Source organism: Duganella margarita (assembly GCF_009857535.1).
GTDB classification, from domain to species: Bacteria; Pseudomonadota; Gammaproteobacteria; order Burkholderiales; family Burkholderiaceae_D; genus Rugamonas; species Rugamonas margarita.
Genome location: NZ_WWCS01000004.1, coordinates 215,571 through 240,734, shown reverse-complemented (window position 1 = coordinate 240,734; position 25,164 = coordinate 215,571). Strand labels below are relative to the sequence as shown.

The window sequence follows — 25,164 nt, the reverse complement described above, 5'->3', positions numbered from 1 at the left end:
CAATGCTTATAATTGCGCACACGGGTTTAGTGGCTGCGCGCCGAGTACGGTCTCCACCATTGCGCCGCAGGCCAATACGCGGCCTAAACCAGCAGTTGGACAACGCGCGCTGACAGCCACGTCGCCGAGCAGCACTCTTGAAAAACCGTCAGCTAACAGCCTTGCTGCTTACGAAAGTGCAACGGAAACCGCAGCCACTCCTTCTCCGCCGGTCGTCGCTCCAATGTTTACGGGCTGCGCTGAAAACGGCTCCTGCTATGGTGATATCAGTGCGGCGACGGGACGAGCCAAAACCACCCACGTCAGCGGCTACACAAGAAGCGATGGGACCTACGTCCGAGGGCACTATCGGAGCAAGTAGGTGGTAGCGCTTCTCAGCAAGGTGCGCGATGTCCGTTGACGAAACGAGATGGTCATTGCCTCCAGTGCGCCTTCAATGACCCGTCATGAGGTAGTCGTGAACGCGCGCGATGTGATGTTGAATCTGGCGCTCTTTGTTTTTCGGCAAACCTGGGAAGTGCGAATTATTATGGTTCTGAAGATAATCGCTAAGAGCTGCGTTTGCACCGAACTCAGCTGACCGACCATGATACTCTGCAGCGAATTTTGCTATGGCTTGTAAAAATTTTTCGCCCGTGGTGCCGACTCCCATGTCCGTGTCGTCAGAAACGAAATGCTGGACCCACAAATTGCCGTCGGCCCCGCTCCTGTAGGTAATGTGGACCGCCACGGCAGCGGGCGGCCCGCCGCCCAACTGCACTTCTGAACCTGTGATGGTGTAGTCGCCGAAGCCGGCTCCATGCTCAGCGAACGAGATGTGCTTATCGGTAAAGTGCTCCTCACCGGCATAGTCGGCATTGCGCGGTTGCTTGTTGAAGTGGTCGTAGATGTAAACCCTTTTCGAATGAGGAATCAACGCAAGCTGGGAACTCGGGACTTTCCCCTGAAGGGCAATGTGGTACGAAACGTTTGGTACCGAGGCAATTGACTGAAAAACTGTATCAGGGAGGCCTGAATTGAGATAGAGGAGTGCAACTTCGCGATTGGCGTACTTGGTTAAGAACGTTGAAATCATTGCTGACGTCACGCCAGGACGGCATAAAAAACCTGGCATGATGGTAGGGTGCGCGGCAAGCGCTGCATCTACGGGGCCTGCCCAAGCTGCCACAGCCCCGCCTTTCAGTTCGCCTTGCAAAGGATTCGTAATGATGATGGCTCTTTGCGCTCGTTCGCCCATCTCTTTGATGGATTTAATGAGCGCTGCTGGTTTTGCCACGATTGGCTCGATGATGGGCGTCACTACACCGGAGGACAGGTAACTTTTACTACTGCTGCGAATGGCAAGCAACTCTGACGAACGGCCAAAAACGTATGGAAAGTACATTGACGGACTCCGGGTGGGTTAGCAACTCACCACCAGCTTCTCGTCCGTTAATGGGGGAGCTGAACGGGCCTCGCCAGTGAATCCAATAGCGAAGTGCGTTGACGTCCCGATAGGGGCGTCGCATACCCTAAAGCGCGTAGAGACGATGGTAATCTGGAAACAAAGTCTACATGAGATTTATCGGTTGTACGAGCTTTAAGGGCTTTGACAAAGGCGGTGTGGGCTTGCTCTGCCGTTAACTGTTTGAACAACGTTTCACAATATGCACTGATTAACCCATTGGGCATGGCAGGAACCGCGCCTATATTTGCTTCAATAGCGTCAATGTATTCGTCCCGGCGCATACACCGGAAGATGGTTCTGGGGTCCACGTTTTCGGCATTGGCGCTCGCCTTACGATAAGGCGTCAATGCATGTTTTTCCGAAAGGACGATTAGCCCAACGCGCGGGTCGAGCTCGCGTTCGTAACGTCCAATGTGAGCAGGGTGTGTGACAACGTACACCTTGTCGAAGGCTTTGAGGTAGTCGCTGGTCTGCGATGAGAGGCGTCGGGAGGTATCGAACTCAGTCTTGATTTCGTAGGCTGTCGTCGTACCATTCGCGATAACGACATCGGCGATTGAAGCGCCGACTCGCAACTCAACCTGGAAACTAGCGGTACGGGGGCTGTGACGCTTGAAAACCAGTCTTGTGGCGAGTTCATTTTTGTAGACGTACTCGTTACGGTATCTGGAGGCCAAGAGGCTCCAGCCGCGTTCAAACAATTCATCCAGCCGGAGCCCGGCGATATCATCGCCCACCTGACCGTGCGCGAGCAGTAGGTCCGTCACCGCTCGCGCGTCTCCCGTTCTGGCCAGTTGCGTGAGCATTGGCCTCGTGTAGGCTCGGGAGAGCAGGCGGAGAGAGTCGAGCGTCGTGGTCATGTTCGATTGCGCTTTAATGGATGTATCGTGTAGCCATCAGGTACCTGCTTTAGAGTCACCAAATGGAAACAGGGCATTTTAACAGTATGCTTCTCCACCTTACCGGGACTAATAATCTGACGCACGGCTGCACTAGGAAACGTGGCCTTCTCCAGAATAGCGTTCAAGCGTGCTGTGTGGGGCGTTTCCAATTAGCGGTCGTTACGAACAGGTCCGCCCTGTCGGACATCAAATGATTCAGGTGGGCGCCGTCGCGCTCTCCAGTTCATCCAGCCATCGGATAGCCTGTTCCCGACTGGACCCGCACATTTCTTCTGATGGCTGCAACCCGCCACAAAACGCCGGTCGCTCCGGCTTACCAAAGATGCGACAACGGTTGTCATCTGCCAACTGAACACACCTGACACCCGCAGGTTTTCCGCTAGGCATCCCAGGTATCGGACTTGTAATCGAAGGGGCGATGCAGCACGCACCGCAGTGGTCACGGCAGTTCATGGCATCCCTTTAGTTGACAACCGGCTTACCGTTCGGCATACCGGGCAGGGGGCTGGTGATGGAGGGGGCGGTGCAGCAGGCGCCGCAGTGGGGCCGGCACTCCAGCTTGGCGGTGGTTGGATTCATAGGGGCGGTATTTTACCGCGCTTCGCTGTCGGCCAGCCATTTCCCTACTTCGTGCGCTACCCATTCGCCGGCGTCCAGCGGCAGGTCGTGGCCGGCGGTAGGGTGGATCGCATGGGGCACTTGCCAGGCGTTGGCCAGGTTGGCCGAGCAGCGCGGATCGACCAGTTGATCGCCGCCGCTGCTTAACACCAGCAGCGGCGCCGTTGGCCGCACGGCCGGGGCGCGGAAGCGGGCGGCGGACCATAGCTGGCGCAGCGCGTTGGCGCGCGTGACCGGGTATTCGCGCTGGTATTCCAGCCAGCGTTTCAGCAAGCCGTCGCGCTGCTCGCTGTCGCCTTCGCGGCTGGTCAGGCGCAGGATCAGGCGTTCCTGGTTTTCCACGCCGCCTTTCAGCATCAGTTTTAAAATCGATGGATAGTTCTGCCAGCGCAGCCGCTGGTGGAAGCGGCTGTACGGACGCATGCTGGTGTTGATCAGCACACAGCGCGCGATCTCCTGCGGATAGCGGCTGGCCCATTCCACCGCCACCATGCCGCCCAGCGACAGCGCGAGCAGCGACCAGGGCGCCGGCACGCCGCGCGCGCGCAGGTCGGCGCGACAGAACTCCACCATCTCGGCCACGGTGGTGGCGCTGCGCAGCGCGTGGTGCCTGCCGTTGCCCGGCAGGTCGGGCGTGGTGATGCCGGCGTCCGGCAGCACCCGCGCCAGCTGGCCGGGGAAGCGTCCCCAGTGGCGCTGTTCGCGCATCAGGCCACGCAGCAGAACCCAGTGGCTCATGTGTGATACCACTGCGTCAGCGCGCGGCGGTGCTGGATAGTGCGCGCCATGCCTTCGGGCAGCCAGCGGCCGTGGCTGTTCGCGGCGCGCATCAGGAAGTCGAACAGGATCAGGTGACGCCGCAGCACGCGCTGCAGGCGGTGCCGCGCAGTCGGGTTGAACATGGCGATGCGGTCGAAGATTTGGCGCGGATTTTTCTTCACCCACAGCCACGAGCCCATCTCCAGCGTAAACGGCAGGAACACGCGGTCGCTGTAGCTGGTGCCGTTCAGGTACAGGTAGTCCCACAGGTCGCCGTGGGTGCGGTACTGGCGGCTCTGCGGTTCGAACACGTAGTTGTGATTCGGATAGCTCTGGCTGAACAGCTGTTCCAGCGCGCCGATGTCGGCCAGGTGCGGAATCGGCGTGGCGGTGTGCGCATGCGGGAACCACACGCGGTCGCGCAGGCCGAAGCCGGAGTGGCAGTCGAGCGCCATGCTGAATTGGCGCGTCAGCAGTTCGCGTTCCACCAGGTCGCACACGGCCTGGCTTTCCGGCTCCATCGGCGCGCCTTCTGCGCCGCGATACCACGGCAGGTGATGGCTGTAGCGCTGCCCGCCTAGCATGAACGGCACTTTCTCGACCGCGCTCAAGGGCGCGTTGCGCATCAGGTCCACGCCTTGCGGATTGCAGCGCGTGGCCTGCCACATGCCGCCCGGATTCACCAGCGGCATGAACACCAGCCGCATCGACTCCAGCTGCTGATGCAGCGTACTGTCCCAGCGCAGCCGCGCCAGCAGGCTTTCGAGGAACGACAGTACCACCTGGGTGCCGATCCGTTCCAGCCCGTGGATGCCGCCGAAGAAGCCCAGCGCCGGCACGTCCGGGCTGGGATTGCCGAGCGCGATGGTGTAGACCGGGAACTGGCGGCCGTCCATCGCCACGGTGCACGAGGTGGCGACTTCCAGATGCTTCCCGCCTTCGTCGATCAGACGTTTCAGGGTGATCAGTTCGGGCAGGTTCTTCTCAGGCATACGGGGCGGCGCAAAAAGATATGACCGCCAGTGTAGCCGATATTGCTAGCCTTTCGTCGCCAGTGCCAGCAGTGTTTCGCGGAAGGTGGCGACCAGCGGCCGCAGGTTGATGCGGTGCCACGCCGCCCACACCGCCGCGTGGTAGGTGAACCACGGCAGTTCGCGCAGGACCACGCCGGGCGGCGCCTGGTGGCGCAAGCCTTGCTGCACCAGCGCGATGCCCAGTCCCGCCGCCACCAGTCCGAGCGCGGTGGTCGGTTCGCTGGCTTCCATCTTGATGTTGGGCGTAAAGCCTGAGCGCACGCAGGCCGCCACGAACTGGTGGTGATGGTCGCCGGTTTCCTGGTGGCGCACCACGATGAATTCCTGGCCGGCCAGATCGGATGGCTGCAACGCCGCGATGGCGCACAGCGGATGGCCTTCGGGCAGGGCCAGCATCATCGGGTCGCTCAGCACCTTCACGCTTTCCAGGTCGGGATCGTCGATGGCCGGCGGATCGCAGATCAGCGCGATGTCCAGGCTGCGCTGGCGCAGTCCTTCCAGCTGCTCGGACGAGTGAAGGCTGTACAGCGCCACGTGTACGTGCGGGCGCGAGGCGCGCAGGTCGCGCAGGCCGGCCGGCAGCACGCCGGCGTGCATGGCGTTTTCGATGTAGCCGATGCACAGGCCACCTTCGTCGCCGCGCCCGAGGCGCCTGGCCAGTCCCTCCAGCCGCGAGGCATGGGTCAGGAAGGCCTGGGTCTCGGCCAGGAAGGTGCGGCCGTCGCGCGTCAGGCGGATGCGCTGCTGGCTGCGCTCGAACAGCGTCAGCCCCAGCTTTTCTTCCAGCTGGGCGATCTGCCGGCTCAGCGGCGATTGCGAGATGTGCAGCTTTTCAGCAGCGCGCCCCACATGCTCTTCCTCGGCCACAGTGACGAAGTATTGGAGTTGGCGAATGTCTAACATATCAGACCTTAAGGGACTCAAGTAGTGCAAATTATGTCTTGGACAGTCTGATGTAGTCAATCTAAACTCGCTTCACTTTCTTCATCACTTATAGGAATCAAGATGAGTATCCGTCAAAAACTGAATGGCAAACTGGGCTTTGGCACCGCGCCGCTGGGTAATATGTTCCGCAACATTCCGGACGCCGAGGCGCTGGCCACGGTGGATGCGGCCTGGGAACAGGGCATACGCCACTTCGATACCGCGCCGCTGTACGGCGCCGGCCTGGCCGAGCTGCGCCTGGGCGAAGCGCTGGCCAAGCGCAATCGCGACGACTATGTATTGGCCACCAAAGTGGGCCGCCTGATCCTCGATGAAATCGAAGATCCGTCGCAGCGCGACATGGGCGAGAAGGGTGGTGTGTTCGAGTTTGGCCGTCCGAACAAAATCGTCAACGACTACAGCGCCGACGCCACGCTGCGTTCGATTGAAGACAGTCTGAAACGCCTGAAGACCGATCACCTGGACATCGTTTACGTCCACGATGTGGCGCAGGACTTCTACGGCGATGAATGGATCGGCCAATTTGAGATCGCCCGCACCGGCGCCTTCCGCGTGCTGGACCGCCTGCGCAACGAAGGTGTGATCAAGGCCTGGGGCCTGGGCGTCAACCGCGTGGAGGCGCTGGAACTGCTGCTGGATCTGAACGAGCCGCAGCCTAACGCCACGCTGCTGGCCGGCCGCTACACGCTGCTGGATCACGAACGCGCGCTGCAACGCGCCTTGCCGGCGGCGCTCAAGCGCGGTGTTGATATCGTGGTCGGCGGTCCATACAGCTCGGGCATTCTGGCCGGCGGCGCGCACTTTGAATACCAGAAGGCGCCGGCCGACATCATCGCCAAGGTGGAACGCATCAAGGCCATCGCGCAGAAGCATGGCGTCAGCGTCAAGGCGGCGGCGTTGCAGTTCTCGCTGGCCCATCCTGCGGTGGCAGCGGTGATTCCTGGCGCCAGCCGTCCGGAACGCATCACCGAGGATCACGCGGCGCTGAACGAAGTCATTCCTTCGGCGTTCTGGCAGGAGATGCGCGCACAAAACCTGGTGGCCGCCGACGCGCCGCTGCCGACTGAGAAGGAGTAACGCATGAGCATTCCACAATTAGGTATTGGTACTTTCCGCCTGCAAGGCGAGGTGGTGATCGATTCGGTGCGCAATGGCCTGGAAGCCGGCTACCGCGTGATCGATACCGCGCAAATCTACGGTAACGAAGCGGAAGTCGGCGCGGCGATTGCGGCCAGCGGCGTGCCGCGTTCTGAGCTTTTCATCACCACCAAGATCTGGATCGCCAACTTGTCGCAGGAGAAGCTGATTCCAAGCCTGAAAGAGAGCCTGGCCAAGCTGCGCACAGATTACGTTGACCTGACCTTGATTCACTGGCCGTCGCCGGGCAGCGAGGTGCCGGTGGCGGAGTTCATGGCGGCGCTGGCGGAGGCCAAGGCGCAAGGCTTGACGCGCCAGATCGGCGTCTCCAACTTTACGGTGGAGCTGATGCAGCAGGCGATTGACGCTGTCGGCGCGCCGGCGATTGCCACCAACCAGATCGAGCTGCATCCGTATCTGCAAAACCGCAAGGTGGCGGCGTTTGCGCGCGAGCATGGGATTCACATCACGTCGTACATGACGCTGGCCTATGGCAAAGTGCTGGGCGATGCGGTGATCCAGCAGATCGCTGTGCGTCACAACGCCACGCCGGCGCAGGTGGTGCTGGCGTGGGCGATGCAGCTGGGTTACGCGGTGATTCCATCGTCGACCAAGCGCGCCAATTTGGACAGCAACCTGAAAGCGCTGGACCTGACGTTGAGCGACGACGACATGGCGCAGATCGCGACGCTGGAGCGCAACGAGCGCCTGACCAGCCCTGATGGTCTGGCGCCAGCCTGGGACTGAGCATGCTATAGTGGACGCTCTTCACCGATGAGGTATTCGTACGATGAATAAATGATGCAGCTATCTGATTAACCATGTGTCCCGCAACGGGACGGTTTTCACGCATCATTAAAGATCATCATGACGAATACCTGTCTGACGCTGGAAAGCGTCTCCTATATGCTGGCCGACGGCCGCATCCTGTTCCAGAACCTGAACGACGTATTCGACCAGCGCCGCACTGGCCTGGTGGGCCGCAATGGCGCCGGCAAGAGCGTGCTGGCGCGCCTGCTGGCCGGCGAGTTGACGCCGTCGGCGGGCCGCATCGCGTACGGCGGCGCGGTGCATTATCTGTCGCAGCAGATCGCGCAGCATGGCACGGTGGCGACGCTGGCCGGCGTCGACGCCACGCTGGCGGCATTGCAGCGCATCGAGAACGGCAGCGCCGATCCGGCCGATTTCGACGCCGTCGGCGAACGCTGGGATCTGCGTGAGCGCTTGCAGTCCGAGCTTGACCGCAGCGGCCTGCCGCACCTGCGGCCGGAGACGCCGGCTGCCTCCCTGAGTGGCGGCGAAGCGATGCGCGTATCGCTGATCGCAGCCTGGCTGTCCGACGCCGCTTTCCTGATCCTCGATGAACCCAGCAATCACCTCGATCGCGCGAATCGCCTGGCGCTGATGGCGCAGTTGCAGCGCTGGCCCAACGGTCTGCTTGTGGTCAGCCACGACCGCGAACTGCTGGAGCAGATGACGCGCATCGTCGAACTGTCGCCCCTGGGCTTGCGCAGCTACGGCGGCGGTTATGCCTTCTACGCTGAATGCAAGGAAGCGGAACGCGAGGCCGCGCAACGCCAGCTGGATCAGCGCAAACTGGAACGCAAGCGCGACACGCAGGCCATGCGCGATCAGCAGGAGAAGCAGGACCGCCGGCTGGCGAAAGGCGCCAGCGATGGACGCGACGCCAACCAGGCCAAGATCCTGCTGGGCGGACAGAAGAATCGCGCGCAAGGCACGGCCGGCAAGCTGCGGCAGCAGCACGCGGCGCAGCAGGAGGCTTTGTCGCAGCGGGTGCAGGAGGCTGCGCAGCAGGTCGCTCCCGGCGCCGCCATCGCCATGCATGCACTGGCCGCACCGCAGGCCGCGCGTTTGCGGCTGGCGGAACTGGCGGACGTGGTGCTGCCATACGCGCCGCCGGCCACGCGCCACATCAGCCTGACCATCAGCGGCCGGCAGCGCATCGGCGTGGTGGGGCCGAACGGCTGCGGCAAATCGACCTTGCTCAAACTGTTGGCCGGCCAGTTACAACCGCTGTCCGGCCGCTGCGAGGTGCGGGCGCGTGCAGCCTATCTCGATCAGCAATTAACGCAGCTGGCGCAGCAACGCTCGGCGATTGATCATCTGCTGGACGCCAACCGCGAGGCCGGCGAGTCGGCGCTGCGCACCCATCTCGCGCAAATGGGGCTGGATGCGCAACTGGCGGCGGCGCCGGTCGGCGTGCTCAGCGGCGGTGAACGCCTGAAGGTGGCGCTGGCCTGCGCGCTGTACGCGCATCCGCCGGCGCAGCTGTTGCTGCTGGATGAGCCCAGCAACCATCTGGACCTCGACTCGCTGGCGGCGCTGGAAGCCATGCTGCGCCACTACCAGGGCGCGCTGCTGGTGGTGTCGCATGATGAAGTGTTCATGCAGGCGCTGAACCTGACGCACCGTTTGCACGCTGTCGCCGACGGTTGGCGGCTCTGTGAGTAGGCGCTTACCGCCGGTTCGATTCATTACCGTATAGCGGCTTTGACCTCCGCTTATGGTACTGTCTTTTGGTAGTAGGCAGCACGCGAGGTACACGATGGATATGCATATACTGGCGGTGACGTCTGATCCAGCTGAGCGCCAGCAACTGGAACGCATGCGGGGCAGCTCGCCAACCGATGATGCCGTCATGACACTGCGGTTTGCCGGCGACCTGGCCGATATCTGCCGCGCCGCCGCGCTGGCGCCCGACCTCATCCTGGTCAATCCCCTGTTGCAAGACACCCCGGTGAGCGACGTCTGGCATGCGCTGTCGGTCGCTTGCGACCGCACCCCGGTAGTGATCCTGGCGCCCGACACCGGCCTGCCTCAGGCGCAGCAGGCGGTACGGCTCGGTGCGGTGACCTACATCGTCACCGCCTCCACCTCGCGCGAACTGTTGCGCAGGATATTGCAGTCGGTGGTGGTGGCCACGCGCTTCAGCCAGGCGCCGGCGACCGACTACCGCCGGGACGGGCTGGTGCTGGAATCGATTGCCGACGCCGTCATCAGCACAGATGAATGGGGCCGGGTCAGCTATTGCAACCTGGCCGGACGCCGTCTGCTGGGGCTGGAGATGGCGCAGCTGCTGGGACAGCCGATCAACGAACTGATGCGGCTGCAAGATCCCAAATCCCGCACCGAGATGGAGCACCCGGCGTTACAGACGCTGGCCAGCGGTGCGGTGGTGCGGATCGCGCCCGGCAGCATCCTGATCCGTCCGGACGGCAGCGAGTTGATGATCGAGGACGCCACCGCGCCGATCCACGACCGCGGCGGCCGCGTGTGCGGCGTGGTGATGGTGTTTCACGACATGACCAATGCGCGCGAGCTGCAAGCCCAGGTCGATCACCTGGCCTGGCACGATTTCCTGACCGGGCTGCCGAACCGCTTTGCCGCCCAGCGCCATCTGAACCGCATCCTCAAGGAAGCCGAGGCGGACCGTCTTCCGCTGGCGGTCATGTATCTGGACCTGGACAAGTTCAAACTGGTCAACGATACGCTGGGCCACGCCGCCGGCGATGCGCTGCTGGTATCGGTGGCGGCCCGCCTGCGCGGCTGTTTCCGCGTGGTGGACGTGATCAGCCGTCAGGGCGGCGACGAATTCGTGGTGCTGATGGCGCCCGGCAGCGACCGCGCCGACGCCACCCAGGCGGCGCAACGCATCAGCGCCGCCGTGGCGCTGCCGCACCAGCTGGACGGTGAACCGATCCACATCGGTTGCAGCATCGGCATCGCCCTGTATCCCGGCGACGGCGACGGCAGCGACGTGCTGCTGCGGCATGCCGACACCGCGCTGCACGCGGCCAAGGCGGCCGGCCGCAATGTCTGGCGCTTCTTCAATCAGGATCTGCTGAGCACCGCGATCGAGCGGCGGCAGATGGAAAACGGTCTGCGGCAGGCGCTGGGCACCGCCCAGTTCGAGCTGTTCTACCAGCCCAAGGTCCAGCTCAGCGACGGCGCCCTGTGCGGCTGCGAAGCGCTGCTGCGCTGGCAGCATCCGGTATGGGGCTGGGTCGATCCGGCGCGTTTCATCCGCAGCGCAGAAGAGTCGGGGCTGATCGTGCCGCTGGGGCGCTGGGTGCTGAGCCAGGCGCTCAGCCAGGCCAAACGCTGGGAACGGGAGGGCCGCATGCCAGGGGCGATGGCGGTCAATGTGTCGGCACTGGAAATGCGGCAGGGCGATTTTGCCGGCTACATCGGCGACCATCTGGCCGAGTCCGGACTTGATCCGGCCTGTTTGCAACTGGAGCTGACCGAGTCGGCGCTGGTGCGCGATGTGAACGGCGCCAGCGCTTTATTGCAGCGCCTGAAGAGCATCGGCGTGTCGCTGGCGATCGACGATTTCGGCACCGGCTATTCCAGCCTGAGCTACCTGGCCGATTTGCCGATCGACCTGCTCAAGGTCGACCGCAGCTTTGTGCACGGCATCGATCACGCCGCGCCGCGCCGCCAGACCCTGCTGCGCGCGGTGCTGGCGCTGGCCGACAACCTGGCCATTGCGGCCGTGGCGGAAGGAGTGGAAACCGGCCGCGAGGCCGATTTCCTGACCGAGGCGGGGTGTGTGCAGGGCCAGGGTTATTACTATAGCCGGGCGGTGGATGCCCGCACCTTCGAGCAGATGTTCCTGGCGCCGCCTAGGGGCTGATCACCGCCACCGCGCCGCCGGATGGCGCCAGCTTGAGCGTGATGGTTTGCGTGGCCGTTACCGTGCTGTCGCTGGCCGTCAGGTGGCTGGCGTCGGCGCCGTCCTGCAGCAGCTGTGCTTTATACGTGCCCTTGCCGAGGAAGGACAGTGGCACCTTCAGCGTGCGTTCGGATTCGTTGGTCATGGCGCCGATATACCAGACATCGCCCTTGCGGCGGGCCGAGACGATGTACTCGCCGATGTCGCCGGCGATGATGCGCGTCTCGTCCCAGGTGGTCGGCACGCGCTGGATGAACTCGGCGCCATCGGCCCAGCTGCCGTCGGCATTGCGGTAGGCGGCCGGACTGTCGGACACCATCTGGAACGGGCTGTCGTACACCACGTACATGGCGATGGCCTGGCCGCGCGTGGTCATCACCAGCGGCTCGTGGTTGCGCGAGACGAAACTGGACGGCGTGGCGTTGTGGAAGCCGCCCGGCGTGTAGTCCATCGGCCCCAGAATCATGCGCGTGAACGGCAGCGTGACGTTGTGGGCGGCGGTGATGCGCGCGCTCCACTTGTTGTTTTCCGCCCCCAGCACGCCTTCCTGCGTAATGTAGTTGGGCCAGGTGCGGTTGAGGCCATTCGGTGGATAGGCGCCGTGCAGGTCGACCATCAGCCTGTGCTCGGCCGCCTTGCTCAGCACCTTGTGATACCAGTCCACCATCTCCTGGTCGTTGCGGTTCATGAAGTCGACCTTGATGCCCTTGATGCCCCAGGCGGCGTATTGCCGAAACGCGGCGTCCATCTGGTTGTCCAGCTGCTGCCACTGCACCCACAGCCACACGCCCACGCCTTGCGACTGCGCGTAGTGCAGCAGCGCCGGCATGTCCAGCGCCGGCTTGGCGCGGGTGACGTCGGCCTGCGGATTCGGCTCGACGTCGCTGCCCACCGACCAGCCTTCGTCGATCAGGATATCGTCCAGCTTCATCGACTTGGAAAAGTCGACGAAGGCTTTGTAAGTGTCGGTGTTGACGCCGGCATTGGGCACGTTGACGGCCCAGTCGTTCCACCAGTCCCACGAAGTCTTGCCCGGCTTGATCCAGCTGGTGTCCTTGATCTGCGACGGCGCCGCCAGCGTCGGAATCAGTGACGAAGCGGTGAGGTCGCCCGGCGTATCGCCCAGCATCACCACCCGCCATGGCGTGCGGAAGCCCTGGCCTTTCAGCTGCACGCTGGCGACGACGGTCTTGCGGAAGCGGTAATCGCGGTTGTTGTCGAAGCGCGGCGGCAGCGTCACCATCACGCCCAGGCCGGCGTCGCCACGACCAGAGAGGTAGAAGCCGGGATAATCCTTGACGTCCGCTTCGGCGATGGCGAAGGTGGTGGCGCCGGCGCCGGTCTTGCACACCAGCGGCGCCATGTAGTTGTGGAAGTTGCGGATGCCGGAGGCCTTGGTGCGGTCGTATTCGGCCTCGAAGCTGGTGTCGAAGCGGCCCATGTTGGCGCCCCAGCAGTCGTAGTCCTTGGCGAAGTTGAACTGGGTGGCTTCGTTCATCACGTTGAAAGCCGACACACCGGCCTGCGCCGGCACCACGTAGCGCAGGGCGACGCCGTTGTCATAGGCGCGCACCACCAGCTGGAATTGCGGCTTGCCGGCGAAGCTGAGCGTCGACTGCTGGTAGTGGTCTGGCGCGCTGCGCGCCTTGCCCAGCACTATCTCGTAGGTGTCGTTGACGGTGGTTTCCGCGTGGCCGCTCAGTTTGGCGCCGGGGCCGATGGCGCCGATGTCGAGGTTGAGGCCGAGCGGCGACGGCTCGATGATGCGCTTGCCGTCGCGGCTGACGCTGTAGGTCAGCTGGTCGCTGTCGATGCTGACCGCGTTGCGGCCGTTGGGCGACTTGACCGTCACGGTGTCGGCCCAGGCGGGCGCGGCGAAGGTAGCGGCCAGCGCCAGCAGGCCGGCGGCGCGGATGGAATCTGTCATGGGGATGTCTCCTTGTCGTTTTACCCCATTCTGCAATCAGCGCGGTTGTGATGCAATTACGAAATTCACCAATCGTCCGACTGTTTATTCATCCATCGCGTAACATAACCCGGCCGCCGCCTTCAGCGAGATCACGGTGCCCTGGCCGGGCGCGCTGCTGATGTCGATCACGGCGCCGGCGTAGCGGGCCCGCTCGCGCATGCCGACCATGCCGAAATGGCGCTCCTTGAGGCGCTTGCGCACTTCGTCCTGGTCCAGGCCGCGGCCGTTGTCGGCCACCCGGAGCACCAGCGCGTCATCGTGGTATTCGATGCGCACCCTGACCTTGCTGGCGCGCGCATGCTGGAAGGCGTTGCGCAGCGCTTCCTGGGCGATCGCCGCCAGTTCATCCTGCACCGGCGGCGACAGCGGCCGCGCCGCGCCCTGGGTGGCCAGTTCGAACTGGGTAGTGCTGTGCAGCGCCGCCAGCGCCACGCCGGTCTGGTTCAGCTGCTGCGCGATATCCAGGCCGCTGCGCAACAGCAGCACCTGGTCGCGGCCTTCCTCGATGGCGCGGTCGGCGTCGTCCAGGATGGCTTCCAGGCGGGCGCGCGGTTCGCTCCCTTCCGGCAGCCGGGTCAGCACCGCGTACACCCGCAGCACCAGCGTCTGCACGCTTTGCAGGAAGGTGTCGTGCAGGGTGCGGGCGATGCGCGTGCGCTCTTCCATCCGCGCCTGCAGCCGGCCGGCGATGGCGGCCGTGGCTTTCTTCAGGCGGTACTGGTACCAGCCGGCCAGCAGCAGCGCGGCCAGCAGCACGCACAACAGCTGGAACCACCAGGTCTGCATCACGGACGGCGCGATCTCCAGCTGCAGCGCAGCCACCGTCTCGCTGGCCATGTCGTCCTCGTTGACCGCGCGCACGCTGAAGGTGTAGCGGCCGGGGCCGATGTTGGTGTAGAAGGCGGCGCGGCGGCTGCCGGAGTCCTGCCAGTGCTGGTCCACGCCTTTGAGGAAATACTGGAAGCGCATGCCTTCCGGCTTGCGCAGTCCCGGTGCGGTGAACTGGATGTTGAAGTTGCGCGTGCCGGCCGGCAGCGGCACGCGGGCGGCGGCCGGATAGCTGCGGTCGTCGGTGGCCACGCGCAGCAGTTGCACCACCGGCTTGACCGGGTTGGGGCGCAGCTGGGCGGTGTCCAGCGTGACCAGGCCGCCGGTGGCGCGGAACCACAGCCGGCCGTTGCCGGCGTTGTAGATGGTTGGCAGGCGGTTTTCCATCGCGGCGCGGCCAGGGTAGCCTTCCTGCGCGTCGATCACGGTGTAGACCAGTGGCAGCTGCGGCTGCCGCAGCGAGGCCTCCCAGTCGGCGCTGCGGATGCGCACCACGCCTTTGGCGCCGTTCAGCCAGCGGTCGCCGTCCGGCGTCACCGTCATGCCGGTGACATTGCGCAGCGGCGCCGCATCGGCCGGCGCCAGCAGCACGAACTGCTTGCCGCGCTGGACGGCGATGCCGCGCTCGCCGGCCACCACCAGCTGCGGTCCGGGAAAGATGCCGGATTCCTGGCCGACCATGCTGATGTCGTAGCGGGTCAGCTGGTCGTTGTCGTAGAAACTCAGGCCGCCGTCGTTGTGGCTCAGCCACAGCTGGCCGACGCCGCCCGGCGCCGACATGGCGATGCGCGGCGGCAGCGTGAAGCGCGCACGCGGCAGCCAGGCGGCGCCGTCCCACGCCATCAGGCCGGTCTGGATCGACGCCATCCACAGCCGCTTGCCGTCGTCGAGCAGGCCCAGCACGGTGAGGTCGACCGGCTTGCCCTCGGGCGCGGGCAGCGGGATGCGGCTCGACTGGCCGTGATAGAGACGTTCGATGGCGCGCGGTCCGGCCAGCAGCAGCGCGCCGTCGCGGTCATTGGCCACCACCAGCGCGCTGCGGTGCGGGTCGCGCACGGGCGCCGCGCCGGGCGCGATCCGCCAGACGGTGCGGGTGAGCCACTCGGCCGCCCACAGCCGGCCTTCGGTATCGCTGGCGGTGCTCAAGGAGCCGGCCGGACCGGGAATGCGCACCGGCACCAGCTTGTTCTCGCGAAAACGGTCCAGACCATTCTGGGTGGCCACCCACAGATTGCCCTCGCGGTCTTCCAGCAAGCTGTTGGTGGTCAGCGCGGTCAGTTGCCAGGGCTGGTCGAGACGGTCGTCGGCCTGGTGCGCGACGTCGATGGGGGCGGTGGCCAGGTCGCCGGCGCGCGCCAGCCGGCACAGGCCATGGGGACAGTGCAAAGCCCACAGGTTGCCGTCGCGGTCGAACTGGCCGTGGGTGCGCGACTCGGCGCTGTTGAACTCCGGCTGGCGCGGCAAGTGCACGCCCAGCGGCGGCGCCGGCACCGGCATCACCCGCGCGCCGCTGTTGACCCAGATGCGCCCGTCCGGCGACTGGATCAGATTGCCGTGCAGCGCGTCGCCGCCCACCCGCACCACCTTGTCCTGGCTGCGGTCGTACAGATACACGGCCTCGCGGTTCGCGGCCCAGACCCGGTCATACTGGTCGACCAGGAGGCTCAGTTCCTGAGTGGCCCAGTCGATGCCGCTGGCCATGGTTTGCCATTGGCCGTTGACATAGCGGTGCAGGCCGCGCACCGAGGCCGTCCACAGCGTGCCTTCGCGGTCGGTGGCCATCGAGGCGACCGGTCCCGGCTTCGGCGCGCCGGCGGCGACCAGGTCGGTCAGCCGGCCATCCGGATGCAGCACCTGCACGCCTTCCAGCTCATAGCTGATCAGCAGGTCGCCGTTGTCGCTTGCGCGCAGGCTGAAGATGCGGCTGCGCTTGAGCGGATAGCGCTCGAAGCTGACGCCGTCAAAGCGGTACAGGCCGTCCGAGGTGCCGAGCCACAGCCAGCCGTCGCGGGTCTGCGCCATGCAGCGGATATCGGACGGCACGCCATCCTTCTCGCTCCAGCTGGCACGGTTGAGGTCCTCCAGGCGGATGGCGGGATTCAGCGCGTGCGCCGCATGGCACAGCAAGAGCGCGGCCAGGCCAGCCGTCAGTTTCCATCGGTTGCTGCGCATCGGCATATCCCTGCTGGCAAAAGGTGTATTCTAAGTTGATAGCATGCTAAGGCGGCCCTATCTTTTGGCCGGGACTGGCGACGACCTGTGGTACGCTGCTGCGATCGATTTTAAGGAGAAGCTTGCTGTGGATCGTCGTCAATGTCTTGCATTGGCCGGGGCGGTGGCCCTGGGCCGTGTGGTGCCTGCTTTTGCCTCGGACCAGGGAGCGCGCTACGACGCGGTGCTGGCCGATTACTACGACTTCAACGGCACGGTGGCGGTCAGCCTGGGGCCGGAAGTGTGGTACACCAACGCGGTCGGCAGCGCCAATCCGCAGGCCAACACGCCGATGGCGCTGAACACGCGCTTTGAAACCGGCTCGGTGTCGAAATGGATCGCCGCCATGGTGGTGATGAAGCTGGTCGACATGGGCAAGCTGGCGCTGGACGAGCCGATCACGCGCTACCTGCCAGACTACCGCGCCGACACCGGTGCCCGTCTCACGCTGCGTCATCTGATGAGCCATACCAGCGGCGTGCCGAACGAGATCCTGGAAGCGCGCAAGGCGCACCCGGAAATGCGCGACCAGCCGCTGGAACAGATGGAGGCGGTGCGCCGCTACGCCAGTGGCGAACTGCGCTTCAAGCCCGGCAGCGAGTGGGACTATTCGCATTCCAACTGGCTGATCGTCAAGGCGATCGTCGAGCACGTCAGCGGCCAGGCGTACCGCGAGTGCGTGTCGGCCTGGCTGCTGGCGCCGCTCCAGCTGCACAACAGCGGCATCTTCAGCGGCGATTCCGACAAGGTGGCCGGCATGGCGCTGGGCTACACGCCGTCCGCGCAGACGCCGCCGTGGACCCGCAATGTCAGTCCGGTGCCGGATTACATGGCCATGGCCGGCGGCTTCTACAGCAGCGCCACCGACATGCTGTTCCTGATGAACGGCGTGCTGGGCGGCAGCATCCTGACGCCGGCCTCGCGCGCCACGCTGCTGCGGGTCAACCGGCAGGAGCAGCACTACGCGCTGGGCGGACGCACCCAGTTGTCGGGCATCGCCGGCCAGCCGCGCGAGTGCGCGTGGGAAGACGGCTCCAACGGCGGCTTCCGCCTGGTGGCGCGCCGTGTGCTGGCCGACGACGTCAACGTGGTGGTGTTCAACAACAGCAGCTACGACCACCGCAAGCTGGGCCTGCTGGCCAGCGCGCTGACCGAAGCCGCGTATGCGGGGTTTAATCCAATGCGTTACCGCAAGGCGCCGGGCGCTTAGTGCCGTGGCCGGTGTGGCGTCCGCGTGACGCCGCCGGCGCCATGCAGATTGCAAGTTAAGAAATTCTTTCCAATTGTCACGTGATCGGCGTAGAATTAGTTCCATACGGAAATTCATCCGCCGCTGTCGAAACCAGATCCTCGTTTCTTCTCCTCTAACGCAGCCACTACGCTGCCGTCCTGTCCGCCCGAGTTCGCCACGCGCACTCCCCATAACGCGGTTACAGTTGGCATAGGTATTGGAGCGTTATCATGAAAGTCACCATCAAATTCCGACTCATCGCAACCATGGCTCTGTTGGGGCTGTTGATTGTGATCACCGGTCTTAGCGGCCTGTACGGCATGCAGAAAGTCAACCTCAGCCTGCAGGACGCCAACGACAACACCATGCCGTCGGCCATCGCCATCGGCGAATCGCAACTGGCGCTGGCCCGTTCGCGCCTGGCGCTGGACCGCGTGACCATGCACCCGGAACTGCCGGATTCGGGCAAAACGCTGGCGCGCGCCGAAAGTTTTATGACGGCGTCCGACAAGGCCTGGGCACGCTACCTGGCGCTGCCGCAGAATGATGAAGAGAAGCGCCTGTCCGACCAGATGGACAAGGACCGCAAGGCCTTCGCCGACCAGGGCTTCCTGCCGCTGGTGCGCGCGCTCAACGCCAAGGATGCAGTGCTGGCCGACAAGATCACCATGACGGTGATGCAGCCGCTGTTTGCCAAACTGTCCGACAGCGCACAGGCGCTGAACGAATTCCAGAGCAAATCCAACACCAGGCAATACGATGCCAGCCAGGCGCTGTATGCCAGCCAGCGCTGGCTGACCGGCGGCGCGATTGCCAGCGGCCTGGTGCTGATGCTGGTGGCGGGCGTATCGCTGCTGCGCTCGATCCTGGTGCCGATCCGTGAATCGGTGACGCACTTTGCGCGCATGGCAGACGGCGACCTGTCCAACCGCATCGACGTGCGCGGCAACGACGAGATGACCGAACTGATGCGCGCGCTGGAAGGGATGCAGAGCAAGCTGGCCGCCACCGTGCTGTCGGTGCGCAACGGCGCGGCCAGCATCGCCACCGCCACCGCTGAAATCGCCACCGGCAACCTCGACCTGTCGGGCCGCACCGAAGAACAGGCGGCCAGCCTGGAAGAAACCGCTTCCTCATTGGAAGAACTGACTTCCACCGTGCGCCAGAATTCCGAGAACGCCCGCCAGTCCAACGAACTGGCGCAGGAAGCGTCGCGGGTGGCGGCGCGTGGCGGTGAAGTGGTGGGTAATGTCATCGACACCATGGAATCGATCCGCGCCGCCTCGACCCGGATTGCCGACATCATCGGCGTGATCGACGGCATCGCCTTCCAGACCAACATCCTGGCGCTGAACGCGGCGGTGGAAGCCGCCCGTGCCGGCGAACAGGGCCGCGGCTTTGCGGTGGTGGCGTCCGAAGTGCGCAGCCTGGCGCATCGCAGCGCCGACGCCGCCAAGGACATCAAGGCGCTGATCAGCGCATCGGTCACGCAGGTGGACGGCGGCGTGGCGCAAGTGCGTGAAGCCGGCGCCACCATGGGCGAGATCGTTGCCAGCATCGAGCGCGTCACCGGCATCATGGTGGAAATCAGCGCCGCCGGCCACGAGCAGGAGCTGGGCATCAGCCAGATCAACCAGGCGGTCGCCACGCTGGACGCGACCACGCAGCAGAATGCCGCCCTGGTGGAAGAGGCGGCCGCCGCGTCGGCGTCGCTGTCGGAGCAGGCTGCGCGCCTGTCCGAGTCGGTAGCCGCGTTCAAGCTGGACGGCGGTGGTGTTCAACGCAGCGCCGCACCCCGCAGCGGCGCCTCACGCCCGGTTAGCCGTCCTCGGCTGGCCCACGCGTAATCAGTGCTGCGGCGCCGTCCAGACCAGGTTCCACAGGTGGCCGTCGAGGTCTTCAAAGCCCTGGTCGTACATGAAGCCGTGGTCTTCGGGCGGATGCGGGATGCGGGCGCCGCCGGCGGCAGCCTTGGCGATCAGGCTGTCGACTTCCTCGCGGCTGTCGCACATCAGGCAGATGATGACTTCATTGGCCTCGGTGGCATTGATCACCGGCTTGTTGATCAGGGACTGGAAAAAGCCCTCGGTCATCAGCATGATGTGCACGCCGCCGACGATGTCCATGAAAGCCGCCTGCTCATTGCTGTATTGGGGATTGGTGCTGAAGCCGAGCGCGGTAAAGAAGGCCTTGGACTTGTCCAGGTTCTTGACCGGCAGGTTGAAGATGATCTCTTGTTTCATGACGTCTCCTCGTAGAAAGTTGCGGGACAATGGTCCCTTCCTCTGACGACGAATGATGACGCAAGAAATCGACACGCGGAGAATTTTTTATCGGTTGGCACAGGTCGCCATAATCGTGCACGGGACCAGAGATAGCGCCGCTTGCCGCCGCGTGTTATGCGCTTGGAGCCCGCCAAAGGTGAATCACATTCCTATAAACGTCTCGATGACTATCGTCAGTGTTGTTTTCGAGCGGCACAGCAAGCGCCATCGGGCGCCGGAGGCTGGGCTCGGCGAGTACCCGCAGGATGACCCGCTGCGGAACGTTGACGTACTTCATGTAGGCCCAAGCGTTCGCTGCGCCTTTTTTGAAGTCAATCGCAATACCGCGATTGACCGCCATAGCCATCTCCGCATCAGTTCGTGTGTACATGATTGCTCAGGTGAGATTGGTTGGGGGAGTCAGCTTTTGAAGCGCTCGACTGCCTTGAAAGCTGCGAGGGTGTTGGCGCGCGCCGCGTTGACGCGGGTGAAAAGCTCCACTGCGAGCAGTCCGTACTTTTCAATCTTGGCGCACTGGGCCAGTTCGTGCGCCATCGCGTGCTCTTCGGCCGCAGCTACTGCGTAGGCGCGAAACGCCTCGATGCCTTCGGGATTGTAGGTTTGCATGTTGGCCTCATGGTTTTGCATATCGCCTGGCATAAACCAAAGTGGCTACCGCATCAGCATGGGTGTACTCTCAGTATATGAGGCTGATTAATAATTGTGCAAGATGCGTTGCATCTTTTATAAAGAGCAGGCAGCGCCGCCGCCGCTCAGACTGACCGGCTTGCTTGACTAGACATCCCCTTGCGCTTATATTAATGACTTATAAGTAAGTTACGCTCACACCACCCATGCAAGCCCCTCAAGACACCAAGCCACGCTGGGAGCGCCGCAAGGATGCGCGGCCGCAGGAGTTGCTGGCGGCTGCGCTGGACCAGTTTGTCGAACGCGGCTATGCCGCCACCCGGCTGGAGGATGTCGCCCGCCATGCCGGCGTGTCCAAGGGCACGTTGTACCTGTATTTCGCCAACAAGGAAGAACTGTTCAAGGCGGTGGTGCGCGACAATATCGTGGTGACCATCGGCGCCGCCGAGCAGGATGCGGCCGCCTTTGACGGTCCCAGCGGCGAGCTGCTGGGCACCTTGCTGATGCGCTGGTGGACCGAAATCTGGGCCACGCCGCTGGGCGGCATCACCAAGCTGATGCTGGCAGAAGGCAATAACTTCCCGGAACTGGCGCAGTTTTACAACGATGAAGTGGTGGCGCGCGGCAGCCGGCTGATCACCCAGGTGCTGATCCGCGGCATCGAGCGCGGCGAGTTCCGTCCGGTCGATCCGGTGGTCATGACCCAGGTGCTGATCGCCCCGGTGCTGATGCTGATGATGTGGACCCACTCGTATATGCCCACCTGCGACATGCCGCCGATCACGCCGCAAGCCTTCATGGACACCTTCATCGCCACCACGGTGGCCGGCCTGCAGGCGCCCGCACCGTGACCGCGCCGCGCTCCGTTTGCGTCCAAGTTGCCGTTTTCGCAGGTTCATCCCCCGGAAAGTGCAGACTGTCGCAATTTCCCGCGATCCCGCCGTCTAATCGTTAATATGTGCCTCCATGCCAGTTCAACGATAAAATGACGGATTATTTAATCCCGACATGAGTCAACAGATGAATATCGAACAAGCCCGCTTCAACATGATCGAACAGCAAATCCGTCCCTGGGACGTCCTGGACCCGGAAGTCCTGGAGTTGCTGCACGTAGTCAAACGCGAGAATTTCGTGCCGGTCGCGCACAAGGCGCTGGCGTTTGCCGACATCGAAATCCCGCTGCCGGGCGGCGAGGCGATGCTGGCGCCGAAGATCGAAGCCCGTCTGCTGCAAGACCTGGGCCTGAAGAAGCATGAGTCGGTACTGGAAATCGGCACCGGCGCCGGTTACCTGACCGCGCTGCTGGCGCACAAGGCGCGCCATGTGACGTCGGTGGAGATTGCGCCGGAACTGAAGGCGCTGGCCGACAAAAACCTGGCCGACAACGGCGTCACCAACGCCACCGTCGAACTGGGCAATGGCGCCCAGGGCTGGACCGGCGGCGCGCCGTTCGACGTGATCGTGGTCGGCGGTTCGCTGCCGGTGCTGCCGGAAGCGTTGTTGCAGCAATTGAAAATCGGTGGCCGTCTGGCCGTCATCATCGGTCAGGCGCCGGCGATGAAGGCGCAGCTGATCACCCGTACCGGCGAAGCTGGCTACGACACCCGCACCCTGTTCGAGACCAACGTCAAGCCGTTGGAACTGGCAGTGGCGCCGTCGAAGTTCCAGTTCTGAGGCGGCCGGACCATGCAGCAGATTACTGCGCTGGAGCTGGCCGACTGGCTGGCGGACGAAGCACGGCCCAGCCCGATGTTGCTGGACGTGCGCGAGAACTGGGAATTTGAAACCTGCCGCATCGACGGCTCGGTGCAGATTCCCATGAATACCATACCGGCGCGCATCGACGACCTGGATGAGGATGCGGCGATTGTCTGCATCTGCCACCACGGTGCGCGCAGTATGCAGGTGGCCGCCTTCCTGGAGCGTAACGGCTTCGGCAAGATGGTCAACCTGACCGGCGGCATCCACGCCTGGGCGCTGCAAGTCGATAGCACGATGGCCAAGTACTAACGTGGCCGGCGCTGTCGATGGCAGCGCCGCCAGCAGGGCGCCGCGATAGCAGTGTTTTTGATTTGTTCAACTTTTTGATGACTCCAACGGAGATTGCAATGCAGAGACCCCTTATCGCCGTGCTGATCGCCAGCGCTTTCCTGACGCTCAACGCACAGGCGGCCGACCTGATCCAGGTGTACCAGCAAGCACTGGCCAATGATGCTACCTACGCCAGCGCCCGCTCTTCGCTGGCCGCCGGGGAGGAACGCATTATCCAGGGGCGCTCCGGCCTGCTGCCGAACCTCTCGGCCAGCGGCAGCAATCTGCGCAACAACAGCTACAATTCGGGCCCGGACTCGACCTTCGGCCTGTTCCTGGCCGACTCGCGCACCAAATACCACTCGAACTCCTACACGGTCTCGCTGGCCCAGCCGCTGTTCGACTGGAATGCCTGGCAGACCTACCAGCAGAGCAAGCTGGTGCAGGCCACCTCGGAAGCCACCTTTGCCCAGGCCCAGCAGGATCTAATCCTGCGTGTGGCGCAAGCGTATTTCGACGTGCTGACGGCGCAGGACAACCTGACCTCGACCCAGGCGCAGAAAGTCGCCACCACCGAACAGTTGGCCTCGGCCAAGCGCAACTTCGAGGTCGGCACCCAGACCATCACCGACACCCATGAAGCCCAGGCCGCTTACGATCTGGTGGTGGCGCAGGAATTTGCCGCCATCAACGATCTGGACAACAAGCGCACCGCGCTGGCGGTGGTGATCGGCAAAGCCTCCGGCGAACTGGCGCCGCTGCGCACCGGTGTGACCATCGAGCCGCCATCGCCTGCCGCCGTCGATCCATGGATCAGCTCGGCTGAGAGCCAGAACTTCTCGGTGGTTGCCGCCGGCCTGAACCTGGAAATCGCCAAGCGCGAGATCTCGCGCAGCCGCGCCGGCCATATGCCGACCGTCAATCTGGTGGCCAACCGTACCCACCAGTACAACACTGGCGTCAACGCGCCCGGCACCACCGCCAACAACAATGCGATCGGCGTCACCTGGAGCGTGCCACTGTTCAGCGGCTTTGCCGTGACCAGCAAGGTGCGCGAAAACATCGCGCTGGAAGACAAGGCCCGCAACGACCTGGAAGCCACCAAACGCCAGGCCACGCAGACCGCGCGCCAGGCCTTCCTCGGCATGACCAGCGGCCTGGCCCAGGTCAAGGCGCTGGAAGCGGCCGAAGTGTCGAGCAAATCGTCGCTCGATTCGAACAAGCTGGGCTACCAGGTCGGCGTGCGGATCAACATCGACGTGCTGAATGCGCAGAAACTGCTGTATTCGACCCAGAAGGATTTGTCGAAGGCGCGCTACGACACCATCATGAACGGCCTGCGCCTGAAGTCGGCAGCCGGGTCGCTGCGGGAAGAAGACCTGCAGCCGATCAACGCGCTGCTGCAGCATTAAGGAAATGCCGGTCAGGAGCCTGGCGCGGTTCAGTTAAGCTGCGTCGTTCCCGCGAAAGCGGGAACCCATGCCGTGTTTGCCCCGCAGACGTGCCATGGATTCCCGCTTTTGCGGGAATGACGATGTGATTTCAGCTTGACTGAGCGGCGTGATGGCCGAGAGCCGGCATTTTTTTGCCCTGATTATTGGTTTAAATTGCATAGTCAAAGCAAATAGCCTGGCTTTATTCCATTCGTAGGTAGGCGGATACTAGACACATCCCAACCAGACAACGAAGGAGCAAGACCATGAAACAAGTTGCTATCATCACTGGCGCATCCCGTGGCATCGGCGCCGCCGTCGCGCAACGCCTGGCCAAGGACGGCTTTGCCGTGGTCGTCAACTACGCCGGCAATGTGGTGGAGGCCGAGAAAGTGGTGACCGCCATCACGGCCGGCGGCGGCACCGCCATCGCGCTGCAAGCCGACGTGGCCGACGCCGCCGCCGTGCGCGGCCTGTTCGACCAGACCATCGCCCAGCTGGGCCGGGTGGACGTGCTGGTCAACAACGCCGGCATCATGCCCTCGCAACTGCCGCACCTGGCCGCCACCGACGACGACACTTTCGACCGCCTGGTGGCCGTCAACCTGAAAGGCAGCTTCAACACCATGCGCGAGGCTGCTACCCGCCTGGAGCACGGCGGCCGCATCATCAATTTTTCGTCCAGTCTGGTCGGCACGCTGATGCCCGGCTACGCGGCGTATGTGGCCACCAAAGCCGGCATCGAAGGCATGACCACCATCTTGGCCAAGGAACTGCGTGGCAAGAACATCACCGTCAACGCCGTCGCGCCGGGGCCGACCGCCACTGCGCTGTTCCTCGACGGTAAATCGCCGGAGCTGGTCGAGCGCCTGGCCAAGATGGCGCCGCTGGAACGCCTCGGCCTGCCCGAGGATATCGCCAGCAGCGTGTCCTTCCTGGCCGGTCCGGACGGCGGCTGGATCAACGGCCAGACGCTGCGCGCCAACGGCGGCATGGTGTAAGGAGAACGGT

Annotated in this window: 22 protein-coding genes; 11 read left to right on the top strand and 11 right to left on the bottom strand. The window is 63.9% G+C overall.

Going from position 1 to position 25,164, the window contains the following annotated elements; translation table 11 throughout:
* Window positions 1-433: 433 nt before the first annotated feature.
* From GTP55_RS08275 to GTP55_RS08250, 6 genes are all read right to left on the bottom strand, one after another.
* Complete coding sequence (locus tag GTP55_RS08275; RefSeq protein ID WP_161044463.1) at window positions 434-1,384, bottom strand: sce7725 family protein; 951 nt, start codon at window positions 1,382-1,384, stop codon at window positions 434-436.
* A gap of 47 nt (window positions 1,385-1,431) precedes the next feature.
* Window positions 1,432-2,253 (bottom strand): sce7726 family protein, encoded by an 822-nt coding sequence (locus GTP55_RS08270; RefSeq protein WP_229257824.1) that lies wholly within the window; start codon window positions 2,251-2,253, stop codon window positions 1,432-1,434.
* A 291-nt stretch (window positions 2,254-2,544) separates the two neighbouring features.
* Window positions 2,545-2,802, bottom strand: coding sequence for a YkgJ family cysteine cluster protein (locus tag GTP55_RS08265; RefSeq protein ID WP_161044461.1), 258 nt, complete (start codon window positions 2,800-2,802; stop codon window positions 2,545-2,547).
* Window positions 2,803-2,940: 138 nt separating this feature from the next.
* A complete protein-coding gene (locus GTP55_RS08260; RefSeq protein WP_161044460.1) occupies window positions 2,941-3,705 on the bottom strand; it encodes an alpha/beta fold hydrolase in 765 nt (254 codons plus the stop codon).
* On the bottom strand, window positions 3,702-4,718 hold the full coding sequence (locus GTP55_RS08255) for a M14 family zinc carboxypeptidase (protein WP_161044459.1): 1,017 nt from the start codon (window positions 4,716-4,718) through the stop codon (window positions 3,702-3,704). Before GTP55_RS08255 ends, GTP55_RS08260 begins: the two co-directional genes overlap by 4 nt.
* Before the next feature lie 45 nt (window positions 4,719-4,763).
* Window positions 4,764-5,663, bottom strand: coding sequence for a LysR family transcriptional regulator (locus GTP55_RS08250; RefSeq protein ID WP_161044458.1), 900 nt, complete (start codon window positions 5,661-5,663; stop codon window positions 4,764-4,766).
* A 102-nt stretch (window positions 5,664-5,765) separates the two neighbouring features.
* On the opposite strand from GTP55_RS08250, the gene GTP55_RS08245 reads away from it, so the two are divergent.
* The 4 genes from GTP55_RS08245 to GTP55_RS08230 all read left to right on the top strand — a co-directional run bounded on the left by GTP55_RS08245 (window position 5,766) and on the right by GTP55_RS08230 (window position 11,499).
* Window positions 5,766-6,782: an aldo/keto reductase gene (locus GTP55_RS08245; protein WP_161044457.1), complete on the top strand. Its 1,017-nt coding sequence runs from the start codon at window positions 5,766-5,768 to the stop codon at window positions 6,780-6,782.
* Between the two features lie 3 nt (window positions 6,783-6,785).
* Window positions 6,786-7,589, top strand: coding sequence for a 2,5-didehydrogluconate reductase DkgB (dkgB, locus tag GTP55_RS08240; protein WP_161044456.1), 804 nt, complete (start codon window positions 6,786-6,788; stop codon window positions 7,587-7,589).
* Window positions 7,590-7,709: 120 nt separating this feature from the next.
* Window positions 7,710-9,314 (top strand): ABC-F family ATP-binding cassette domain-containing protein, encoded by a 1,605-nt coding sequence (locus GTP55_RS08235; RefSeq protein WP_161044455.1) that lies wholly within the window; start codon window positions 7,710-7,712, stop codon window positions 9,312-9,314.
* Window positions 9,315-9,408: 94 nt separating this feature from the next.
* Window positions 9,409-11,499, top strand: a complete 2,091-nt coding sequence (locus tag GTP55_RS08230) for a putative bifunctional diguanylate cyclase/phosphodiesterase (RefSeq protein WP_161044454.1) — start codon at window positions 9,409-9,411, stop codon at window positions 11,497-11,499.
* Here the strand turns inward: GTP55_RS08230 and GTP55_RS08225 are convergent.
* Together GTP55_RS08225 and GTP55_RS08220 are read right to left on the bottom strand one after the other, a co-directional pair.
* On the bottom strand, window positions 11,489-13,465 hold the full coding sequence (locus GTP55_RS08225) for a glycoside hydrolase family 97 protein (RefSeq protein ID WP_161044453.1): 1,977 nt from the start codon (window positions 13,463-13,465) through the stop codon (window positions 11,489-11,491). The two genes, GTP55_RS08230 and GTP55_RS08225, sit on opposite strands and share 11 nt — an antisense overlap.
* Before the next feature lie 84 nt (window positions 13,466-13,549).
* The gene (locus GTP55_RS08220) at window positions 13,550-16,507 is read right to left on the bottom strand and encodes a sensor histidine kinase (RefSeq protein ID WP_161044452.1); all 2,958 of its coding nucleotides are present in this window, start codon (window positions 16,505-16,507) and stop codon (window positions 13,550-13,552) included.
* Window positions 16,508-16,634: 127 nt separating this feature from the next.
* Here GTP55_RS08220 and GTP55_RS08215 point away from each other — a divergent pair, with 127 nt between their 5' ends.
* A complete protein-coding gene (locus GTP55_RS08215; RefSeq protein ID WP_202423621.1) occupies window positions 16,635-17,756 on the top strand; it encodes a serine hydrolase domain-containing protein in 1,122 nt (373 codons plus the stop codon).
* A 251-nt stretch (window positions 17,757-18,007) separates the two neighbouring features.
* Window positions 18,008-19,624, top strand: a complete 1,617-nt coding sequence (locus GTP55_RS30195; RefSeq protein WP_161044450.1) for a methyl-accepting chemotaxis protein — start codon at window positions 18,008-18,010, stop codon at window positions 19,622-19,624.
* On the opposite strand, the gene GTP55_RS08205 is transcribed toward GTP55_RS30195, so the two are convergent.
* The 3 genes from GTP55_RS08205 to GTP55_RS08195 form a co-directional block, all read right to left on the bottom strand.
* On the bottom strand, window positions 19,625-20,020 hold the full coding sequence (locus GTP55_RS08205) for a VOC family protein (RefSeq protein WP_161044449.1): 396 nt from the start codon (window positions 20,018-20,020) through the stop codon (window positions 19,625-19,627).
* Between the two features lie 154 nt (window positions 20,021-20,174).
* The gene (locus GTP55_RS08200; protein ID WP_161044448.1) at window positions 20,175-20,402 is read right to left on the bottom strand and encodes a hypothetical protein; all 228 of its coding nucleotides are present in this window, start codon (window positions 20,400-20,402) and stop codon (window positions 20,175-20,177) included.
* A gap of 59 nt (window positions 20,403-20,461) precedes the next feature.
* Complete coding sequence (locus GTP55_RS08195; RefSeq protein WP_161044447.1) at window positions 20,462-20,668, bottom strand: hypothetical protein; 207 nt, start codon at window positions 20,666-20,668, stop codon at window positions 20,462-20,464.
* Window positions 20,669-20,895: 227 nt separating this feature from the next.
* On the opposite strand from GTP55_RS08195, the gene GTP55_RS08190 reads away from it, so the two are divergent.
* From GTP55_RS08190 to GTP55_RS08170, 5 genes are all read left to right on the top strand, one after another.
* Window positions 20,896-21,540, top strand: a complete 645-nt coding sequence (locus tag GTP55_RS08190; protein WP_161044446.1) for a TetR/AcrR family transcriptional regulator — start codon at window positions 20,896-20,898, stop codon at window positions 21,538-21,540.
* A 169-nt stretch (window positions 21,541-21,709) separates the two neighbouring features.
* Entirely contained in the window at window positions 21,710-22,363 is a 654-nt protein-coding gene (locus tag GTP55_RS08185) for a protein-L-isoaspartate O-methyltransferase family protein (protein ID WP_161044445.1), read from the top strand.
* Window positions 22,364-22,375: 12 nt separating this feature from the next.
* Window positions 22,376-22,699 carry a rhodanese-like domain-containing protein gene (locus GTP55_RS08180; protein ID WP_110845424.1) on the top strand — a complete coding sequence of 108 codons (324 nt, stop codon included), beginning with the start codon at window positions 22,376-22,378 and terminating at the stop codon, window positions 22,697-22,699.
* Window positions 22,700-22,797: 98 nt separating this feature from the next.
* On the top strand, window positions 22,798-24,132 hold the full coding sequence (locus tag GTP55_RS08175; protein WP_161044444.1) for a TolC family outer membrane protein: 1,335 nt from the start codon (window positions 22,798-22,800) through the stop codon (window positions 24,130-24,132).
* A gap of 287 nt (window positions 24,133-24,419) precedes the next feature.
* The gene (locus GTP55_RS08170; protein WP_161044443.1) at window positions 24,420-25,154 is read left to right on the top strand and encodes an SDR family oxidoreductase; all 735 of its coding nucleotides are present in this window, start codon (window positions 24,420-24,422) and stop codon (window positions 25,152-25,154) included.
* The last annotated feature ends 10 nt before the right edge of the window (window positions 25,155-25,164 follow it).

Coding starts and splice junctions, on each gene's coding strand:
- GTP55_RS08270 (WP_229257824.1), bottom strand. CDS start 2,253: ATGCTCACGCAACTGGCCAGAACGGGAGACGCGCGAGCGGTGACGGAC.
- GTP55_RS08255 (WP_161044459.1), bottom strand. CDS start 4,718: ATGCCTGAGAAGAACCTGCCCGAACTGATCACCCTGAAACGTCTGATC.
- GTP55_RS08250 (WP_161044458.1), bottom strand. CDS start 5,663: ATGTTAGACATTCGCCAACTCCAATACTTCGTCACTGTGGCCGAGGAA.
- GTP55_RS08180 (WP_110845424.1), top strand. CDS start 22,376: ATGCAGCAGATTACTGCGCTGGAGCTGGCCGACTGGCTGGCGGACGAA.
- GTP55_RS08195 (WP_161044447.1), bottom strand. CDS start 20,668: ATGCAAACCTACAATCCCGAAGGCATCGAGGCGTTTCGCGCCTACGCA.
- GTP55_RS08225 (WP_161044453.1), bottom strand. CDS start 13,465: ATGACAGATTCCATCCGCGCCGCCGGCCTGCTGGCGCTGGCCGCTACC.
- GTP55_RS08275 (WP_161044463.1), bottom strand. CDS start 1,384: ATGTACTTTCCATACGTTTTTGGCCGTTCGTCAGAGTTGCTTGCCATT.
- GTP55_RS08190 (WP_161044446.1), top strand. CDS start 20,896: ATGCAAGCCCCTCAAGACACCAAGCCACGCTGGGAGCGCCGCAAGGAT.
- GTP55_RS08185 (WP_161044445.1), top strand. CDS start 21,710: ATGAATATCGAACAAGCCCGCTTCAACATGATCGAACAGCAAATCCGT.
- GTP55_RS08220 (WP_161044452.1), bottom strand. CDS start 16,507: ATGCGCAGCAACCGATGGAAACTGACGGCTGGCCTGGCCGCGCTCTTG.
- GTP55_RS08205 (WP_161044449.1), bottom strand. CDS start 20,020: ATGAAACAAGAGATCATCTTCAACCTGCCGGTCAAGAACCTGGACAAG.
- GTP55_RS08265 (WP_161044461.1), bottom strand. CDS start 2,802: ATGAACTGCCGTGACCACTGCGGTGCGTGCTGCATCGCCCCTTCGATT.
- GTP55_RS08245 (WP_161044457.1), top strand. CDS start 5,766: ATGAGTATCCGTCAAAAACTGAATGGCAAACTGGGCTTTGGCACCGCG.
- GTP55_RS08260 (WP_161044460.1), bottom strand. CDS start 3,705: ATGAGCCACTGGGTTCTGCTGCGTGGCCTGATGCGCGAACAGCGCCAC.
- GTP55_RS08230 (WP_161044454.1), top strand. CDS start 9,409: ATGGATATGCATATACTGGCGGTGACGTCTGATCCAGCTGAGCGCCAG.
- GTP55_RS30195 (WP_161044450.1), top strand. CDS start 18,008: ATGAAAGTCACCATCAAATTCCGACTCATCGCAACCATGGCTCTGTTG.
- dkgB (WP_161044456.1), top strand. CDS start 6,786: ATGAGCATTCCACAATTAGGTATTGGTACTTTCCGCCTGCAAGGCGAG.
- GTP55_RS08170 (WP_161044443.1), top strand. CDS start 24,420: ATGAAACAAGTTGCTATCATCACTGGCGCATCCCGTGGCATCGGCGCC.
- GTP55_RS08175 (WP_161044444.1), top strand. CDS start 22,798: ATGCAGAGACCCCTTATCGCCGTGCTGATCGCCAGCGCTTTCCTGACG.
- GTP55_RS08235 (WP_161044455.1), top strand. CDS start 7,710: ATGACGAATACCTGTCTGACGCTGGAAAGCGTCTCCTATATGCTGGCC.
- GTP55_RS08200 (WP_161044448.1), bottom strand. CDS start 20,402: ATGGCGGTCAATCGCGGTATTGCGATTGACTTCAAAAAAGGCGCAGCG.